The sequence below is a fragment of the Meridianimarinicoccus sp. MJW13 genome, from assembly GCF_014901205.1.
Taxonomy (GTDB): domain Bacteria; phylum Pseudomonadota; class Alphaproteobacteria; order Rhodobacterales; family Rhodobacteraceae; genus Meridianimarinicoccus.
Genome location: NZ_JACNMU010000003.1, coordinates 254,526 through 269,888 on the forward strand (window position 1 = coordinate 254,526; position 15,363 = coordinate 269,888).

At 64.4% G+C, this 15,363-nt stretch carries 11 protein-coding genes; 1 reads left to right on the forward strand and 10 read right to left on the reverse strand.

Annotation, left to right across the window (positions count from 1 at the left end; all coding sequences use genetic code 11):
- Positions 1-293: 293 nt before the first annotated feature.
- The 8 genes from H8B03_RS06860 to H8B03_RS06890 all read right to left on the reverse strand — a co-directional run bounded on the left by H8B03_RS06860 (position 294) and on the right by H8B03_RS06890 (position 8,974).
- Entirely contained in the window at positions 294-950 is a 657-nt protein-coding gene (locus H8B03_RS06860; RefSeq protein WP_193140985.1) for a DUF3299 domain-containing protein, read from the reverse strand.
- A 20-nt stretch (positions 951-970) separates the two neighbouring features.
- A complete protein-coding gene (locus H8B03_RS06865) occupies positions 971-2,320 on the reverse strand; it encodes an FtsX-like permease family protein (RefSeq protein WP_226925757.1) in 1,350 nt (449 codons plus the stop codon).
- Positions 2,320-3,006, reverse strand: coding sequence for an ABC transporter ATP-binding protein (locus H8B03_RS06870; protein ID WP_226925758.1), 687 nt, complete (start codon positions 3,004-3,006; stop codon positions 2,320-2,322). Before H8B03_RS06870 ends, H8B03_RS06865 begins: the two co-directional genes overlap by 1 nt.
- A 57-nt stretch (positions 3,007-3,063) precedes the next feature.
- Positions 3,064-4,416 (reverse strand): amidohydrolase family protein, encoded by a 1,353-nt coding sequence (locus H8B03_RS06875; protein WP_193140986.1) that lies wholly within the window; start codon positions 4,414-4,416, stop codon positions 3,064-3,066.
- Positions 4,417-4,580: 164 nt separating this feature from the next.
- The gene (gene bla, locus H8B03_RS06880) at positions 4,581-5,576 is read right to left on the reverse strand and encodes a class A beta-lactamase (RefSeq protein WP_193140987.1); all 996 of its coding nucleotides are present in this window, start codon (positions 5,574-5,576) and stop codon (positions 4,581-4,583) included.
- Complete coding sequence (locus tag H8B03_RS19110) at positions 5,573-5,707, reverse strand: hypothetical protein (protein ID WP_264299180.1); 135 nt, start codon at positions 5,705-5,707, stop codon at positions 5,573-5,575. Before H8B03_RS19110 ends, bla begins: the two co-directional genes overlap by 4 nt.
- A gap of 31 nt (positions 5,708-5,738) precedes the next feature.
- Positions 5,739-7,370 (reverse strand): hydrolase, encoded by a 1,632-nt coding sequence (locus H8B03_RS06885; protein ID WP_193140988.1) that lies wholly within the window; start codon positions 7,368-7,370, stop codon positions 5,739-5,741.
- 47 nt (positions 7,371-7,417) lie between these two features.
- Positions 7,418-8,974, reverse strand: coding sequence for an amidohydrolase family protein (locus tag H8B03_RS06890; RefSeq protein ID WP_193140989.1), 1,557 nt, complete (start codon positions 8,972-8,974; stop codon positions 7,418-7,420).
- A 175-nt stretch (positions 8,975-9,149) separates the two neighbouring features.
- Between H8B03_RS06890 and H8B03_RS06895 the strand changes: the two genes are divergently transcribed.
- Positions 9,150-10,175 carry an AraC family transcriptional regulator gene (locus H8B03_RS06895; RefSeq protein WP_226925759.1) on the forward strand — a complete coding sequence of 342 codons (1,026 nt, stop codon included), beginning with the start codon at positions 9,150-9,152 and terminating at the stop codon, positions 10,173-10,175.
- A gap of 127 nt (positions 10,176-10,302) precedes the next feature.
- Here H8B03_RS06895 and H8B03_RS06900 read toward each other — a convergent pair whose 3' ends face one another.
- Positions 10,303-11,379 carry a DUF2793 domain-containing protein gene (locus H8B03_RS06900; protein ID WP_193140990.1) on the reverse strand — a complete coding sequence of 359 codons (1,077 nt, stop codon included), beginning with the start codon at positions 11,377-11,379 and terminating at the stop codon, positions 10,303-10,305.
- A gap of 10 nt (positions 11,380-11,389) precedes the next feature.
- Positions 11,390-15,355, reverse strand: coding sequence for a glycoside hydrolase TIM-barrel-like domain-containing protein (locus H8B03_RS06905; protein WP_193140991.1), 3,966 nt, complete (start codon positions 15,353-15,355; stop codon positions 11,390-11,392).
- Positions 15,356-15,363 lie beyond the last annotated feature (8 nt).

Below are 15,363 nucleotides of genomic sequence, written 5' to 3' on the forward strand. Positions count from 1 at the left end.
GAGAAAATCCGGCCGCAGCCGGATCGGGAGACACGTTTCGCAAGGGCAAGTGGCGGAGGGGACGGGCCTGACGTCGAACCTTCTCCGACCCTTAAGCTATTGATGTTATGTGCTTTTATAAGGCATGCCCTCAGGCAACGGGTGTTTCGGACGTACTCGTCTCGCACCGCATGACGCCTTCTTGGGAGGGCAGCCTCCGATCCATCTCAATCCGAGGCATCTTGGGGGTGACGCTTTCGCCGCCACGTGTGGTCCGCCATGCCGTGATACCGATCAGTCCCAAGCATCGGCGTTCATCCGCCGTACACCTCGACCAGCACCGGCTGCATTGAATAGCTGACGGAGACCGGGGCCTGTCCGTCGACATACCCAACGTCCTGAACCGAACTCTGGGCGACCATGGTCCCGGTGATCCAAACGGGGGTGAAAAGTCCGTTCACCTCGATGCCCTCGGGATAGACCACATGGACGACCTGGTTGGCGGGCGGCGGCGGGGTGTGGATGCAGGCGCCGATGGTGGGCACAAGCAGGAACTCGACAGCCTTGCGGTCCTTGAATTCGAGGGGCAGCACATATCCAGGCATCCGGATGTTCTTGCCGACAAGTGCCTCGTTCACAGCGGAGGCCGCCGCTTCGCGTTTTTCCATGATCGCCAGACGCGCCGCGAACAATCCGTCGACATCGAGGCCGTCCTTAGCCATTTGTTCGCGTAGCATTTGCGCTTCGGCGCGAGCTTCGACGTCATCGCTCCGCTCGGCCCGTGCCTCGAACCGCAGGATCTGACGAAGGCCGTCCATCTGGTCGTCGGTGAGGGTCTCGAACGGGTTCTCGATCACGGTGGCCGGAGGTGCAAGCGTAGCCCACGAGATTTCCTGAGGATCAGCCGCTTGTACGAGACCCGGAGGAACGGCAAGCAAGAATATCAAGACGAGGCGGGCGAACATGGTCATGGAGAATTACCTTTGAATTGTCATAGCCGAACCGACAGCCCGTCGGCCAGCGTCATGCGATAGACCCGGACTGCCGGGACAAGCGAGGCAAGAAGCCCTGCGCAGAAGATGAGGAAAAGGGTGGTCAGTTCGCGCGCTCCGAAGACATTCAAGCCCAATCGCAGACCGAAACGGGCGGACAGGATCGGGTCGGTCACGAACGTGGCCACCGTAAGCAGAACAAGGCCCAGCACCAGCCCCGCAGCGGTGAGGACGGCGGCTTCGGTGACGATCAGCGCAAAGATACGGCCGGGCGTGGCGCCAACAGACCGCAGGATCGCGAATTCACGCCGTCGGGTGTCGAGAGTCGCAGAGAGCATGACCACCATGCCGATCATTCCCGCCAAAGCCACGGCCCACGCCATCAGTCGCATCGCGCGCTCGGCCGTCCCGGTGATCCCCCAGAGCTCGGCGAGCGCGACAGCCGGGAGGACTGCGCTCAACGCGTCGGAGGGGCGTTCGTTGACGGCCCGCTGCAGACCGAGGACATTCGTCCGATCGATCAGCCCGACGTAGACGGCATTGATCCGGTCCGGTTCGTGACCGTGTCCGGCCTCCGTGCCTTCGTGGTCGCCATGATCTTCATGGTCGTCGTGCGCGTCATGCGCGTCATGGTCGTCGTGCGCACCATCCTCGCCATGATCGTCGGCGGGCATCGCGGCCGGGTCCAGGGGGTCGGCCAGCGGCGCGTCTTCCTGCGCATGCAGGGTGTCGAAGCCTTCGAGCGTGACGAAGACCATCCGGTCGACGGCGGTGCCGGTCGGCGCGAGCACGCCCGAGATGGTGAAGGGCGCGTCGTCGTGCAGGTCGAATGAGACCTCGCCTGAGCCATGGGCGTTGACGATCACCGCACCGGGAGCATAGCCGAGCCGCGCCGCGACTTCGGCCCCGATCACGGCCGCGTCCGCCGCATCGCCGGTATAGAACGAGCCAGCGGCAAGAGAGAGCGGCTTACCGCCAGAGTGCCGGAAATGCTCGAAATAGGATGCATCCGTCCCGATCACCGGATAGCCGCGATGATTGTCGCCCATCTGGATCGGGACCGCCCAGGCCACCTCGGGCCGATCCTCGAGCCACTCGAAGCTGTCCCAGGTCATGCCGGTCCCGGTGCCGCCGACGCCGAAAACGGTGGCCATCAGGATCTGGACGGAATTGCCGCGCGGCGCCACGATCAGGTCGATCCCCGACGCGGAGTTGGCGAAGCTGTCGCGCGCGCCGTCCCTCAGCCGCTCGACCCCCAGGATCAGCGCGACGCTGAGGCCGATGGCCAGCACGGTCAGGCCGGCGACGAACCGGCGGTTCCACAGGCTGCGCAGGCTGAACCTCAGCATCAGGCGGCGCCCCCGTTGAGGGCGAGGAAGTCAACGCCACGGTCGAAATGATGCTCCAGGCTGCGGTCGTGACTGACGAAGAGCAGAGCGGCGCCCGCTTCGGCGCATTCCCGCGCCAGCAGGTCGACGAAGGCCGCCTTTGCCGCCTCATCCAGCGCCGAGGTCGGCTCGTCCGCCAGGATCAGGTCCGGCTTGCCGATCAGCGCACGCGCAGCGGCAACCCGTTGTTGCTGGCCCACGCTGAGCTCGCTGGCCGGCTTGGATGCCAGCGACGGATCGGACAGACCCAATTCGTCAAGCAGTCGGCGGGCCGTTCCCGCAGGATCGTCGCCCGCACGCTTGCAGCGACGCTGCGAGAATGTGCAGGGAAGAAGGACGTTCTCGAGGGCACTCAGCCATGGAACAAGATTGAACACCTGAAAGATCATGCCGACCTGATCCACCCGGAACCGGTCCCGCGCACCACCGCGCAGGGCGCCAATATCCTGATCCGCTACGCGGATGCTCCCCTTCGGCACATCGACCACGCCTGCGATCGCGGACAGCAAGGTCGATTTTCCGCAGCCGCTCGGCCCATACAAGAACAGGCTCTCGCCGGACGCGAGAGACAGCGCGCCAATCTCCAGCGTGCTGCGCTCCGCGCCCGGCCATCGGTAGACAAGCCGTTCAATCCGCAATGGGTGCAACTATCGGTCTCCGAGCCATGAAGCCGCCCGCCGAGCTTTCGTGCCGGGCGGCCGTTTTCACTGAAGCGTGTTCTTGTAGATGACGCCGTCCTTCATGATCAGGTCGAAGTTGGCCTCGGCGTCCCCGACAAGGTCGAGGTTCTCCAGCGGATTTCCGTCGACGAGGATCAGGTCGGCATAGGCGCCCTCAGCGATCACGCCGAGCGGGCCTTCCTGGTACGGGTGACGCGGACCGCTCAGCATCAGCAGTTCCGCGTTGTCGGATGTCACCATCTTCAGCGCCTCATAGGGCGTGAACCAGTTGATCAGCTTGGTCACCATCTTGCCCTGCCTCGCCGCGGCCGCAGGATCGAACAGCATGTCGGTGCCGAAGGCGATCTTGACGCCCATCGCCTTGGCCGCCTCGTAATTCCTGCCGGTTCCGTCGGTGGCTTCGATCCACTTCGCGGTGCTGGTGGGATTGTCGAACACCAGCCTGTCCTCGTCGTCGATGAGCGGTTGCGCGCTCAGCCAGACGCCATTGTCCTTCATCATCTGGAGGGTCTCTTCCTCCATGATGAGATTGCCGTGCTCGATCGTCTTGACCCCGGCCCTGATCGCCCTCTGGATGGCCTTGTCGGTAAAGATGTGCGCGGCGACATAGGTGTTCCAGTTGTCCGCAACACCGACGATCGCCTGCATCTCTTCAAGCGAGTACTGGGTGACGTCCAGCGGGTCATAGATCGAGGTCACGCCGCCACCGCCCGCGATCTTGATTTGGTGGGCGCCCATCCGCAGGATTTCACGCGCCTTGCGCGTCACATCCGGAACCCCGTCTGCAATCGCGACCACCCCGTTCCGCTCCAGGTAGGGCAGCGGGGCCGATGGATCGCGCGGCACGTCGTTATAGGCATACAGATCAAAGTGGCCGCCGGTTTGACCCAGCGGCGGTCCGGCCACCAACATGCGGGGACCGGGGAATTTCCCGGCATCGATGGCTTTCTTCACTGCGAACGGGTTGCCCCCGATGTCGCGGACGGTGGTGAAGCCGCGCATCAGCACCTGTTCGTTGCCCAGCAATCCGGCAATCGTAATGTCACCCATATCAGTGGAGTTCAGCAGCTGCCCAACCGTCAAGTTCGCGAAGTAGGTGTGCCAGTGGACGTCAATCATGCCCGGGATCATGGTACGACCACCACCGTCGATGACCGTGCCCCCTGCAACAGCAAGCGGTTCGGCCGAGACTGCGGTGATCAGGTTGTCCGTAACCACGACACTGGCATTCATGATCAGGGCTTCGTTCACGCCGTCAAAGACGTTGACATTCGTGAACAGGATCGGCCCCGAGGCGTCCTGAGCAGCCGCCGACAGACCGACACTGACGGCCACGGCAAGCGCCGCGGTCATGGTCTTTGGGTTCAGTCTTTTCATTTGGTTGCTCCTATCAGCGTTGCAGAGGGCGCTAAAAAATTCCGTTCTCCTTCGTGCAGGATCTCCGCTGCACCGGGCGCTTCCGTGTCGTGTGTCGGCGATCAGCCCCTTGGTCTGCGTTTTGGGCGCACCGGCAAAGGTGCGCCCCGGCTAAATTTGAACGCCTATTGCTTGGCCACCGGAGCCAAGTAGAAGTAGTCGAACAGCATGCGGGCGATCTCGGCAATTGCCCGATCCCTGTCCGAAACGGATGTCTCGTTGCTGTTCGTGTACACGGCGATGGCAAACCGTCGACCGTCGGGGAGCGTGATGAAACCAACGTCGTTGGCAATTCCGCCTGCGGTTCCGGTCTTGTGCGCGACGGGCGTTCCCATCGGTATCAGTCCCTTGAGACGGCCAGGGCCGCTGCGCGTGCGCGACATGACTCCCAGCAGAAACTCGCGGCTTTCCGGGCTTATCGCCGTGCCTCCATCGATGGCACGCAGCAGTTGGAGCATCGCAAGGGGCGTTGCGTGGTCACGGGGATCCGCCTCGAAGTCCGGATTGGGATCAACCTGCGCCTGCACCAGTGCCGGGTTGTTTCTGATAGCCTCGGCGATATCGTCTGGAGTGACCCCCGGCAAGCCGTAGAAATCCATGAGAATCTGGCGGGTAGTCCGATCGACCCTGAAATCGGTGATCCCGAGCCTGCGCAGGTACTCGGTCACCGCCGCGGGTCCGCCTGCCAGCCCCATGGAGACGTCGGTCGCAGTATTGTCGCTTTCCGTGATCATCACCTCGATCAGGTTCGCCACCGAGAGCTGGATCCCGGGGTGGGGGAATGTCTCGGCAAGCGCAACTACGCCGGTGACGTACATGTCGGGCGGGACTTCGACCAGTTGGTCGAGACTGAGTTCCCCCTTGTCCACGCGATCCAGCACGGCAGCAGCGATCGCCACCTTGTACGTGCTGGCCATAGCGAAGGACTCATCGCCATTGAACGCGATGACCTCGTCACCGCCGATTTCCTGGGCGGCAAAGCCTATGCGCCCGGCAAGTCCGGTCACGACCCGCTCGATTGCCGCTCCAACGGACTGTCCTTCCGTTGTCTGACCATATGCCGGGCCGAAGGTGGCCGCTACGGAAACCGCGCAAGCCATGATAAGATTATGGTGTTTCATGTTCGGTTTCTGCTTTTCTTGAAGTGCGTTTCGGGAATGTCCCGGTGTTGTTGAAAAAGCGCGATGGGCGGCGTCGCGCCAGCCACACCTGCGCGGATGGCTGCCAAGAAGGCGGAGACCAAAAACCACATGATCCCGCCTCCTTGCCAGATTGCGTCGCGATCAGTTGCCACCATCCACGGGGAAGGCACCCGTAAAGTCACCAGGCATCCCGGTCGAGAATTGGGCATTCCACGCCGCTTCCGAGATCGGCTCGAAGCGCGGCTTGTCCTCCGGGTCGAACCGGATCGGCTGACCGGCGAAAACAGGAAGCAGCACATCGTCCCGCACGGTGACCTGACCGTTGACGATCACGGCTTTCATGCCCGTCGACGGGATGGCGCCGTTTTCGTAGGTCGAATTGTCCGTGAAGAGTACGGGGTCAAACACCACGATATCGGCAACCATGCCGGTCTGGATGCGGCCACGCTCTTGCATGAACTTCAGACCGGTATCGCCAAGATGCTTGGCGGCGGTGTAGCTGAGGATAGACATCAGCTGCATCATCGGGATGTTGTTTTCCCGGCCGAGCCGGATCGTCGCACCACGGGCGCCAGCCGTGCGGGGGTGGGTGCCGCCCAGCTGGTCAAACGGGTAATCCCACGGGGCGTCGTACGGCGTGGCAGCAGTCGCATCGCTGGCCATGGTCACGCCTTTCAGCGTCAGCCACTTCGCCTGGTCTTCTTCGGGCATCTTGAACACGACGATCGGCCTGGTGGGTTCGGATGCGATGGTCGCCGTGTAAGTGTCCAGGGTGTAGTACTCACCCGTCACCGGATCCAGCATCGTATCTTCATAGCGATTGCCAAACTGATCGAGCCAGACCTCCGGCACCAGAAACTCCGCATTGATCGTGGTGGAACCCGCGGCGTAGGGATAAACTTCGCCCCAGATGTTAAAGCCCCTTTCCTGCAGCCCTGTGATCATTTCGTGCGTCACGCGCCAGCCGGGGTTGTTGAAGTGCAGAACGATCGCAGGCGCGCCAAGCGCTATTGCGTTTGTGACGAGTTCCTGCGCGCCGTTAACCTCGGATGTGTCGGTGCCGAGCGTATAACGCGTATGTGCGCCGGTCGCGCGGCCATAACGGGCGCCGACCTTCTGCACCTCGAACATCTCGCGCGCAGAGACGCCAGATCGCATGTAGCCCACGGTGCTGCCGATGCCGACGGCGCCAGCTTGCAGGCCCTTGTCGATCTCTTCGAGGATCGCGTTGCCCTGGTCCAGGGTCGGGCGCGTCGCGCTCCAGCCCGTGTTCTTCCGGGCTTCCAGGGCGGCCAGGGGGCCTTGTTTCAGGACGTCTGCGTCGTCGAACCCGTCGATAAACATCGCGCGGGCCAACTCATGGCTGACCGCGCAGCCATAGTTGGGCCCGGTCACGCCAGCACGGGCTTCGTACCAGTCCCCGATATAGGATCCCGCGCAGCCCAGCTCGAAATCCATGCTGCTGGTCAACCCGTCGCGCAGCCCGAGGGAATAGCCGATCGGCATCTGAAAGTGGAAGTGCGTGTCGATGAAGCCCGGCGCCACGATCTGGCCGGTTGCATCAATGGTCTCGGCACCCGTCAGCGGGTCACTGCTGATCGCGACGATGCGCCCGTCCTTGATGCCGACATTGGCGATGTCGTCGAACAGCGTTTCGGGGTCCATGACCCGGCCGTTGTTGATCACCAGATCAAAGTCTTGCGCGAAGGCTGCCGAAACGGTCAGCAGCCCGACAATAAAGGTTGTAACAAAAAGGGAGGTTGTGGCTTTCATGGAGTATTCCTCATTCACGGTCTATTCTCTATCCGTTTGGAAGAGTTTCATTTAACGACCGCATTACGGATCGCCCTGCCATTCGGGGCATCCAGTACCAGCTCCCCATCACGCACCGAGAAGCCGCCGTTCACGATCACGGTTTGCACGCCGACAGTGAGCTGATTGGCGTTTTCAAAGGTCGCCAGGTCGGCGACCGTGGCGGGATCGAAGACAACGATATCCGCGTCCATGCCCACCTGAAGTCGGCCCTTGGTGCGCATCTGCGGCACGCTCTCTTCCAGCGTCTGCGCCGGCAGCAGTGACATCTTGCGGATCGCTTCGTTCAGCGACAGCAGCCCGCGTTCGCGCACATAGGAGCGCAGGATCTTGGTATAGGACGCGGTTGACCGCGGGTGACTGAAGACACCCTCGGGCAGCGGCCACGCGTCACCGTCGTAGTTCAGAATTTTGCCGTTCTCGTCGAAATAGGACCAGAACACGGAATCCGAGGCGATCGCTGTCGCGGGATTGGTCACCGAAATATCCAGCAGCGAAAGAGCTTCAGGATTGGCCTCGTCCAGGAAATGCCAGACGATGAAAGTTCCCGGCTTGTTGGCCTGATAGTCGGCCAACTCGTCCTCGGTCATCCGATCCGCGCCAAGCTGGAAATTGTTGGCCGTCGAGTCCATCCGGTCACGCCAATCCGAGCCGCTGAACATGGCCGCGCCGACCACCGTGCTGGCCGCGCCAAAGGGATAGGCTTCGGTCGTGACGTTGATTCCCTGGGCCTGCGCCTTTTCCACCAGCGCCATCGTGGCCTTGATGTCCGATAGCGAGGTCGAATTGATATGGCATAGGTGCATGTGCGCGCCCGTGATGGCGGCGAGGCTGATCAGCTCCTGGATCGCCTCGAACGAGCTCTGCGGCTCGGTGTTGCTGGCATAACGCACATGGGTAAAGGTCGGGACGTTGTATTTCTTGGCCAGTTCGGCGAGCGCGTAATACTCTTTATGGCCATACCCCGGCGCATAGCCGGCATTGACGCCGATGCCGAGCGCACCGTCCTTCAGGCCCTCTTCGACCAGCGACAGGATGCGTTCGGACTGCTCCGCGCTGGCGATGTCCAGTTTCCAGTCGGTGCGGCCCTGCGCATCCGTAAAAAACTCCACCGTGGCCAATGGATCGGTTTCGCTGAAGGTCGCGATCCGGCTGTGGATCCAGCCTGCGGAGGCGCCGTAGTTCATCGGCAGGTTCTTCTTCGCCTGCCCGTCATACCAGTCGCCGATCGGCACAAGGCCGGATTCAAGCTCCAGCGCCGTGGTGACGCCCTGGATGACCTGCATCCGGTAGTCGCCGATGTTGTTGCCATGAGAATGCAGGTCGATGAAGCCCGGCGACACGACATGGCCCGTCGCGTCGATCACCACGTCGCCTTCCAGGGGGAACTCGCTGATCGCCACGATCTTGTCGCCCTCGATGGCGACGTTGCGGATTGCATCGAGACCAGTTTCGGGGTCGATCACCCGCCCGCCAGTGATGACGATGTCATTCGCCAGCACGGCCGTGGACGACAACAGCAGAGCCACCATCGTGGTGGCGCCCAAGATCCTAGTTCGTAGCATTTTCAGGCTCCTGCGCTTGCAAAGGTCATGAGCTCCGCGCGTAGGTCGCCAGAATCGCTTCATGTTTGGCCTGAAAACTACCATGCCCGTGAGGTCAGGTGTTTGCTTCTCATGCCAGCGGTGGCACAATTCGGTCGTCTGGGGTTAACCCCTGAAAGCTGAGGGAAGATTCCGGATGAGTAAGCCATCTGCCCCGAAATTCACGCGAGCGATGTTGGTTCTGTTCCCGCTCGCCAAGGCATTCACCTTGCGGGGCGGCGATATCGAAGCTGTCCTTGCTCGGAACAAGATTCCTCTCGGCGCGCTGAGCGACCCCGCCATGCTGGTTGAGGCGAGCGCCTGTTATGCTGCCATGGAGGACATGGCCGAAACTCTCGGCGACCCGTATTTCGGCGCAACGGTGGCGATCGAAACCGCCAGGAAGGGGACGCCCGGGCTCCGGGAGGCGGCGAGCGGTGCGCTCACCTTGGGAGATTTCCTCTCCCGGGTGGTGGTGGAAGTGTCGAAGCAAGTTGATAATGTACGATATTGCGTATTCGTTTCACCCGACGTTGCAAGCTTGGAGATCCAGCGCACGATCAATGTGTCGAAGCCATCAAGACAGTTGGATGCAGTCGGCGTCGCCTTTTACGTGACCGTGATCAGACAGGGTATCGGTGACACTTTTGACCCCAATGACATCCTTGTCACTGTGCCGACCACCGCAGGTCTTCCGCCGGAGTTTCTGCCGAAACAGGCGCTTATCACATCCGGGATCAACGGTTTGCGGATTTCATTTCCGTCGCAATGGCTATGGGCGCCATTCTCGCTGGATTGGGACCTGGTGGAAGCTACACGAGGGGAATTCGGCACGGACAACGCCAGCGCCAGCGAATCAACCCTTTCCTATTTTCGCAGCGTGCTTGCGGATAACATCGCTCACCAGAATCTGGCTCTTGAGTCATTTGCCGCAATCTGTGGCCTGCATCCACGTCGTGTACAGCGCATCATACAGGCAAAGGGCACTTCCTTCAGCCAGATGAAAGACGACGTGCGCCAGAGCGTCAGCGAAGACCTCCTGTCGAACACAACGCTACCCGTCTCGCAAATCGCCCTTCTGGTAGGCCATTCCGGCCCGGCTGCCCTCGACAGGGCATTCAGGCGATGGACGGGCAAGACGCCGACAGGTTTTCGAGCCGAGTCTGCGGCAGCCCGTAGTTAGTATCCGAGCACGTGGTGTAATTTCTGCGCCTTCGACGGTGTTATCCCGGGTGGCCTCGAACTCGGCGGCGGACATGCGGACGTAGCCCTTGGATCGGGGTGGTGTCATTGGATCCTCCCTCTGCCGCTCACCCGATCTTCGCGCCCCATAAGGACGTGTGGTCGGCGGCGAAATAGCCGTCCGCGACCCGGAAATACCCCTGCAGTTCGACGGTATCGCCCGCGGTGAGCGGTACCATCGTCTGCAGCCAGATGGCGGTGGCGAGCGTGACATGGGTGGCGGAGATTTCGCCAAGGGAGCCGCGGATTTCCGTCGTGCCGTTCACAACGAGGCGGCCGCGCATGCGCGCGGTAGTGCTGGCGTTGACTTTGTACATAAGCGTCGCGCCGAACAGGTAGGTGCCGTCGACTGGCGCCACGAAGTGGTTGTTCGCGGCGTCGAACGCCCCCTGATCGTTGGTGTCGGTGTTGTTGAGGCCGATCTTCGTCCAGGTGCCGACGCCGACATAGTTGTCGTAGTTCGTGTATGCCTTGAAACGCGGCAGCCGGGGCTGATCGACGATGCCGTTCGCGTTGTCGACGCTGAGCCCGTCGAAGAAGGTGCTGCCGTCGGCGGACACCGCGAGGCGGAAGCGGTCGGAGCCGAAGAGCCCGACCAGCGCCTTTGTCACGAAGCCGGTCTGTAACGTCAGCCCGAGGTCGTCGCCCGCCACCTCCTTGTTCATGGTGTAGAACAGATCGCCCGTGCCGCCCTCGGCAACGGTCTTCGCCGTCCAGAGCGCGGCGTTGAGCTTGGCCGAGAACGGGTTTGCTGCGTCGGCCGTCGTGCCCAGCCCGAGCAGCGCGAGGTTCTTCAGCGATGCCGGGGTTGTCCCGACCCAGCCAGACCCGTCGTAGACCAGCAGCAGACCCTCGTCCTCGACCCAAGCCCGCCAGCCCGTTCGTGGCGGCAGGCGCAGCCAAGCGCCATCGGTCCAAAGCGCGATGTTCAGATCCCACCCCGCCCAGTCGCCCGTCGCGCCCGAGCCGACGATGTAGCGGTCGCCATCGGTGGGGCTGGCGGGCGGCGCGGTCAGATCCCTGTCGAGCACCGAGAGCTGGACGAGCCCGTCGAGGATCCGCAGCGCCTCGTTGTGGGTGACGTGCTTCTGAGCCTGCGCCGCCAGGATGTAGGGCAGCAGCAGATGGGTCGTGGCATCGGACATGGTATGGCCTTCAGAGTATCAGCGTGGCGGTCTTGGACGCGCCCCGCCCCACGAGGGCGGAGAGCTGGTGAATGCGGATGGTGAGCGTGTCGCCGGGGCCGTGCGGCGCACCCCAGTCGGCGGTCTGCTGGGCGGCGGTGTAGACCGCGCTGGTGGTGGCTGTGCTCAGCACCCGCTTCACAGCAGGGCCGTCGAGGATCTCGACCTCGTAGGCCTCGAGCTCCTCGGCCAGCGGCACCTCAAGCCCGCCCCAACTGTCTGCCGAGAGTGCACGCGACCTCCGCGTCCAGCTGATGGTCAGATCGCCGGGCGTGCGGGGCGTGCGCCACGGCTGTTCGACATGGGCGACGGAGAACGGCCGCAGTCCGACGCCCTCGGGCGTGAAGGCCTGCGCGACATAGGTCTCGTGGCTGACCAGGCGGCTTGCGGGGCCGATGCGCCAGTTCCACGGGATGCCGAGATCGGCCTCCGCGATGGGCAGTGACGCCAGCGCAGTGTCCAGCATGACGACTCGCGCGCCCGCCGGCACGGGGTTGCCCATGGCGCCCTCGGTCCCGCGCTGGCCGCGTAAGAGCCGGGTCAGCCGATACCGGCCGGGCGCGAGCAACTCGGCCGCGCCCGCCTGCACGATCTCCCAGACGCCGGGCGCGCTCTCGATGGCCAGCGCGTTCGCCCCGCCGAAGAGGGTCAGGTCAGTGACGCTCTCCAGCGTGCCGGTCAGCAGATCGACCACAAGCGCATTGCCGAGGTCAAAGCGCGAGGTGGGCCCCGCGAAGAAGTCCGAGACCAGTGTCCCGATCCGGGCCCGGCCGCCAAATATCGTCAGCAGCTCGAAGCCATCGGTCGAGGGGCTGCGGAACACCGCCATCTCGCCCGGCCAGGGAACCGCATGCGCGGCGACCATCGGCCGATGCGCGGGCTGGTCCTCGGTCAGCTGCGGCAGGTCCATCAGCACCGCATCCGGCGCGCCGAACACAACCGCCCGCGTCAGTGACGCCGCGCGGGGATCGCCAGGCGGCAGATCATAGGTCGCGCGGTTCTGGCGCACCGCCTCGATGCCGCGCGCCTCGGCATCGGCGATGGAGATCAGCCGCAGATCGACCAGCCGCCCATCGTGCTGGAGCCGGATCGCGTCGGCAGGATCGAGCGCGAGCCGCGAGGGCGGCAGACGGAACGCCGCCGTCTCGCGCCCCACCCACGCCTCCATCAGGGCGCGGCGGCAGCGCCGCTCGGCCTCCTCGGGCGGCACGGCCATCGGAAAGGACTCGGAGGCGATCCGGGTCGTGTCCACGGTGATGCGCCGCGCCTCGACGAGGGCCGCGTCGTAATCCTCGTCGGCGCGGGCGACCTGCCATTTCAGCGCCTGCGGCAGTTCCGTCTCCTGGCCGCGCGTCAGCTCCAGCACGTCGCCCTCGCGGGCCGCAACCAGATCGTCGGGCGCGAGGGTGGCGACCGACGCCCGCCCGCGCATCACGAAGCGGATCACGCCCTCGGTCTCCACCGCGTCGAAGCCGAAGTGGCGCGACAGCGTGGTGATCGAGGCGCGCGGGCTTTCCAGCGCCGTGATGGCGTAGCCCTCGACAGCGCCCCAGAGACCGGTGACGTCGATGCGGGCTTCGGGCAGACCAGCGCGCAGACAGAGGTGCCGGACCAGAGCCGCGAGCGACACCGCCCCGAGCCGCCCGGTCAGCCAGTGGCCGAGCCGCCAGTTCGCGCCGTCGGTCCAGACGTCGGTCAGCGCCGGAAAGAACGGATACGGCCGCGCGTCCCATGTCCAGGCAGCGCATTCGGGGACGTGCACCATGCGGCCGCCGTATACTGACGAGACCGGGTTGTTCGCGGCCTCGCCCCACCAGAGATATGTCGCCTCGAGATAGGCGCGCTGGATCGCGTCATCGCGCCAACCGCGCGAGAAGTGCGGCGTGAAGCTCTCCGACGACTTCGGGTCGAAGAAGACGTTGGGCTGGTTGGTGCCCCGGTCGATGGCCGGACAGCCGAGCTCGGTGAACCAGATCGGCTTCGACTGCGGCGCCCATGCTGTCGGGGTCGCGCTCTCCACCCCACCCGGGCGGTCGTAATGCGCGTTCGACCACCAGGCGCGCAGATCCTTGTAGCGGAACACCCACGGCTTGCTGGCGGCGCCATCGGCGATCGGGGTACGGACCTGCGCGGAGCGGTCGGCCGCGCTGGCGTAGAACCAGTCGAAGCCTTCGCCGCCCGCGATGTTCCCCTGCAGGTAGGTCCGGTCATGGATCGCGGGCCAGCCCTCGGCCGCGTCCGCATGCTCGAAGCCGTCCCGCCAGTCCGAGAGCGGCATGTAATTGTCGATGCCGATGAAGTCGGTGTTCGCATCGGCCCAGAGCGGGTCGAGGTGGAAGAACACATCACCGCTGCCGTCGCCCGGCTGGTGCCCGAAATACTCCGACCAGTCGGCCGCATAGCCGATCTTGGTCCCCGACCCGAGAATCGAGCGCACATCCGCGAGCAGATCCCGATACGCCTGCACGGTGGGATAGGTGCTGGCGCCCGAGCGGATCGTGGTCAGCCCCGGCATCTCGGTGCCGATCAGGAAGGCGTCCACGCCGCCCGCCGCCGCACAGAGATGGGCGTAGTGCAGCACCATGCGCCGAAGACCCCAGTCGCCGGGCGCGCCGGTCCACGAAACCGACTGACCCGAAACGCTGAAGCTGGCAGGCGTGGCCGCGCCGAACAGCGCCGCGACCTGCGCGCCCGCCGTGGCGGTCTTGTCCACGGTCCCTGCGAACCCCGCCGCAGGCGAACAGGTGATCCGGCCCCGCCAGGGGAATGCGGGCTGACCGGTCTCCGCGGCGTTGTCGGAATACGGGTTCGGCAGGCTGTTACCGGGCGGCACGTCCATCAGGATGAACGGGTAGAAGGTGACCCGGAGCCCGCGCGCCTTCATCTCCTGGATCGCCTGCACGACGGCGAAGTCGGACGGCGTGCCGCCATAGACGGGGCGGTCCAGGTCGTCGCGGCTGACGAGGAAGGCATTGGCGCGGCTGACGCCGTTCACCGACCAGCTGGCGGGCGTGGTCGATTTGGCCGACACCTCGACGCCCGGTCGCACCTTGCACGATCCCGCGCGCAGATCGTCGCCGAACCACGCCACCACGAGGCTTACGCTCTCGATCGCAGGCGCCATCGCCTGCAGCCGGTCCAGCGCCTCCACCATGTCCGTGGAGTCGGCCAGAGCGTTCAGGTTCTCGGGCACCGTCGCGCCGCCATCGGTCTTGCGGATGGCCTGCGTCGCATAAGTGAACTCGCCGGAGGCCGGGATCATGGTGACGGCGCGGGTCAGCCCCTCGGCGGTGTCGGGATCGGCGAGCGGGCGGAATACCTCGAACGAGAGCTGCGGCAGCCGGTTGCCATAGGTCGAGAGCGCCAGCTCCTCGAAGACCACATAGGCCGTGCCGCGATGGGCGGGCGTGCTGGCCGCGCCCATATTCGCCGCGATGAATGGGTCCGCCGTCTGCGCCTCGTCGCCGGGATACCAGCGCCAGGTGACGCCGGAGAGGTCCATCGGCTTGCCGTCGGCCCAGATGCGGCCGATGCCGGTGATCGGGCCCTCGCACAAGGCGACGGCGAAGCTCGCATAGTACAGATACTCGGTCGTCTTCACCTTTCCGCCCCCGCCGCCCTTGCCGCCGCCCTGCGTGGTGGTCTTCGTCTCTTCGCGGAAATCGGTTGCCCAGATGATGTTGCCGCCCATGCGCATGCGCCCGTAGACTCGTGGGATGACGGCGCCCTCGGTGGAGGACGTGATCCGAAGGCTGTCGAGCCGCGGCCCCTCGATCCGCTGGGTCGGCGCGAGCGAGGACACGATCCAGCTGTCGACCACCGAGCCGATGGTGGAGCCCACGAAGCCGCCGATGGTCGCGGCGCTCACGCCGAGGATCGCGCCGCCGATCGACCCGCCAATGGCGGCGCCGGCCGCGCCGAGAACAAGCGTTGCCATGTCGGGGT

What these genes read in the sequence shown, in the direction of transcription:
- bla (WP_193140987.1), bottom strand. Translation starts at nt 5,576, where the DNA reads ATGAAACACCATAATCTTATCATGGCTTGCGCGGTTTCCGTAGCGGCC.
- H8B03_RS06875 (WP_193140986.1), bottom strand. Translation starts at nt 4,416, where the DNA reads ATGAAAAGACTGAACCCAAAGACCATGACCGCGGCGCTTGCCGTGGCC.
- H8B03_RS06860 (WP_193140985.1), bottom strand. Translation starts at nt 950, where the DNA reads ATGACCATGTTCGCCCGCCTCGTCTTGATATTCTTGCTTGCCGTTCCT.
- H8B03_RS06895 (WP_226925759.1), top strand. Translation starts at nt 9,150, where the DNA reads ATGAGTAAGCCATCTGCCCCGAAATTCACGCGAGCGATGTTGGTTCTG.
- H8B03_RS06865 (WP_226925757.1), bottom strand. Translation starts at nt 2,320, where the DNA reads ATGCTGAGGTTCAGCCTGCGCAGCCTGTGGAACCGCCGGTTCGTCGCC.
- H8B03_RS06900 (WP_193140990.1), bottom strand. Translation starts at nt 11,379, where the DNA reads ATGTCCGATGCCACGACCCATCTGCTGCTGCCCTACATCCTGGCGGCG.
- H8B03_RS19110 (WP_264299180.1), bottom strand. Translation starts at nt 5,707, where the DNA reads ATGTGGTTTTTGGTCTCCGCCTTCTTGGCAGCCATCCGCGCAGGTGTG.
- H8B03_RS06890 (WP_193140989.1), bottom strand. Translation starts at nt 8,974, where the DNA reads ATGCTACGAACTAGGATCTTGGGCGCCACCACGATGGTGGCTCTGCTG.
- H8B03_RS06905 (WP_193140991.1), bottom strand. Translation starts at nt 15,355, where the DNA reads ATGGCAACGCTTGTTCTCGGCGCGGCCGGCGCCGCCATTGGCGGGTCG.
- H8B03_RS06885 (WP_193140988.1), bottom strand. Translation starts at nt 7,370, where the DNA reads ATGAAAGCCACAACCTCCCTTTTTGTTACAACCTTTATTGTCGGGCTG.